Genomic DNA, 2831 nt, shown 5'->3' with positions numbered 1-2831 from the left:
CATATAAAATAGGCTGATGAAGCTCAACAACGGCTTTCACGCACGAAAGCTTAAACTTGTAGGAATACTTGACTTTTCTTGACATAAAAACACCCAAAAAGTTGTCTAACTTTTTGGGTGCAGTTCAGAATGAGCCTTTTTTTGTTTTTCTTCAATCTTCGCATTTCTGCTGAATGACTTAAATCCTAAAATAGGAGAGTAGCCCACAGATTGTTTGGAATAATATCCTTTTTCGTTGTAAGGACGCTTTCTAGGATGATCTTTACATTCAGGAGAACATGCACCATCCATTTCTTTCAAACAACTTGGACAAATAGCCAAGTGCTCATTGCATTCCGGATTGGCACAATTCACCATGTGATCGGATGGTTCCTGGCAAACATGACATTTGGAAATAACAACAGGGTTTATGCTATTAACGGGTGTAGCTACACGACTGTCGAAAACATAACAAGATCCGTCAAAATCTTCTCCTCCTTCTTCTAATCCGTATTTTATGATACCACCGTGCAATTGATATACATCTTTAAAACCTTTCTCTAGTAAATAAGCAGAAGCTTTTTCACATTTTATACCACCAGTACAGTAAGTAATGACTTTCTTATCTTTCAAATGCTCTATTTCATGCACATGGTCAGGTAAATCACGTAGATTTTCCATGTCAAAAGTATAAGCACCTTTGAAACGGCCTAACTCATGCTCATAATTGGAACGCATGTCCACCAAAACGACATCAGGATTATTTTTCAATAATTCTTTGAATTCATTAGGCTTTAAATGCTTACCTGTTCTTTCTAAAGGATTAACAGGCAAGTCGGAATGAACAATTTCATTTTTAACCCGCACATGCAATTTATTAAAGGTGTGTTTGTCAAATTCTTCGATTTTAAAGTCAAAATCTGTACCCTGAAAAATAGGGTCGCTTTCCAACCATTGCATGTACTTGTCGCAATCTTCTTTGAGTCCTGAAACGGCCCCATTCAATCCTTCTGATGCCACAATAATTCGGCCTAGGATATTGTTTTCAATACAAAAAAGGTGGTGTTTTTCCCGATAAGCCTCAGGATCTGGCACAGGGGTGTAGTTATAGTAAAGCAACACACTGTAAGGTTTCATCTTCAACATGATTTACAGATTAATAATAAAAAAAACAGTGACGATGGGGAGATTCGAACTCCCATACCTAAAACGGCACTACCACCTCAAAGTAGCGTGTCTACCAATTTCACCACATCGCCAAAATGGTTAGCAAAATTACCAAATATTTGCTTACTTGCAAGGAAATCAAGTTTTCATCAAATCTGAATAAACAGAATGGCTTTAGAAATCAGCGGAAAATTAATTAAAAAACTTCCTGAAGTAACCGGTACTGGACGTAATGGAACCAATTGGATCAAGCAAGAATTTGTCATTGAAACTCAAGACCAATACCCTAAAAAAGTGTGTATGTCGGTCTGGGGTGATAAGACTCAAGATTTAGCTCCTGTACAGGAAGGTGAAATAGTAAAAGTACAATTCAATGTCGAATCAAGAGAATACAATGACCGCTGGTATACTGAAATCAGAGCCTATCGTTTAGATCGTTCTGGTGCAGCACCATCGGTTCCTCCTAATGTAGCTCCTACAGCCAGTGGCGGATATCAGTTCCCTCCATTGGAAGCTGAATCTGGAGATGATCTTCCTTTTTAATATTTGATTTGGTTTATACCAAAGAAGCCCTAGCGATCCTAGGGCTTTATTTTTTTTCGGGATTGTGTATTTCAAGAGTTCTAGCACTGCTAGAACTCTATTATTTACGATAAATACCCAAATTTACCAGCATTAAAATCTTCAAAAGCTTGCATGATTTCTTGACGTGTATTCATAACAAATGGGCCATGTGCTGCAATGGGCTCATTTATTGGTTCGCCACTCAAAATTAACACGACACTATCTTCTTTAGCCTCTATTGAAAACTCTTCTCCTTTATTTTCCATCAAGGCCAGATGATCTAAGGCAAGCTCTTCTGTTCCATTTACTTGTACATTTCCTTCTATGACCAATAAACAGGTATTGTAAGAAGCAGGGAATGAAAAACTAGCTTTTGCGCCGCTCTTTAATTTGGCATTCAACATATTCACCGGAGTGAAGGTAGAAGCTGGACCTTTTTGACCTTGATATTCTCCAGCAATCACCTCAATATAACTAGAATCACCTAAATCAACTTTCATGATTTGTTGGTTCGAGATAGCCTGATACTTAGGAGGAGACATTTTATCCTTTGCAGGTAAATTTACCCACAATTGAACCATTTGAAAATCTCCACCTGTTGCGCTGAAAGTCTCTTCATGATATTCTTTGTGTAATACTCCTGATGCAGCAGTCATCCACTGTACATCACCTTCACCTATGATTCCTCCACCACCACTACTGTCGTGGTGAGCTACTCGTCCTTTATAGGCAATGGTTACTGTTTCAAAACCTCTGTGAGGATGAACACCTACGCCTCTTGCTTGTGCTGAAGGAGAGAAGTAATGCTTTGAACCATAATCCAACATGATGAATGGACTCATACGTTGCATGTCTAGTCCATAACGACTTGGAATAAAATTATGTACTCTAAACCCATCTCCTACAAAATTTACTTCACCTGGAGGATATACTAACTCAACTTTCTTTGTCATAATCTTCAATTGTTAATGGAGTAATAATCTCCGAAATCACCTGTACCGTCCTGAAAAAAGTAGACAGTTATAAACTGAATACTTATGCTTAAAATTAAGAGGATTTATCGTTACAGTGAAAGTTTCAAACAACAAGTTTTAGAAGAACTTTCTCAAGGAATTTATAGC

At 37.8% G+C, this 2831-nt stretch carries 3 protein-coding genes and 1 tRNA gene; 1 reads left to right on the top strand and 3 read right to left on the bottom strand.

Features of this window, described 5'->3' with window-relative positions; translation table 11 throughout:
- Positions 1-105: 105 nt before the first annotated feature.
- Positions 106-1116, bottom strand: a complete 1011-nt coding sequence (trhO, locus tag G9H60_RS13170; protein ID WP_223144505.1) for an oxygen-dependent tRNA uridine(34) hydroxylase TrhO — start codon at positions 1114-1116, stop codon at positions 106-108.
- A 38-nt stretch (positions 1117-1154) separates the two neighbouring features.
- A tRNA-Leu gene (locus G9H60_RS13165) sits at positions 1155-1238 on the bottom strand.
- A 76-nt stretch (positions 1239-1314) separates the two neighbouring features.
- On the opposite strand from G9H60_RS13165, the gene G9H60_RS13160 reads away from it, so the two are divergent.
- The gene (locus G9H60_RS13160) at positions 1315-1689 is read left to right on the top strand and encodes a DUF3127 domain-containing protein (protein WP_109323082.1); all 375 of its coding nucleotides are present in this window, start codon (positions 1315-1317) and stop codon (positions 1687-1689) included.
- A 104-nt stretch (positions 1690-1793) separates the two neighbouring features.
- Here G9H60_RS13160 and G9H60_RS13155 read toward each other — a convergent pair whose 3' ends face one another.
- Positions 1794-2663 carry a pirin family protein gene (locus G9H60_RS13155; RefSeq protein WP_262900049.1) on the bottom strand — a complete coding sequence of 290 codons (870 nt, stop codon included), beginning with the start codon at positions 2661-2663 and terminating at the stop codon, positions 1794-1796.
- Positions 2664-2831 lie beyond the last annotated feature (168 nt).

It is taken from the genome of Aquirufa aurantiipilula (assembly GCF_019923745.1).
Lineage (GTDB): Bacteria > Bacteroidota > Bacteroidia > Cytophagales > Spirosomataceae > Aquirufa > Aquirufa aurantiipilula.
This window is presented reverse-complemented; position numbering and strand designations above follow the sequence as displayed.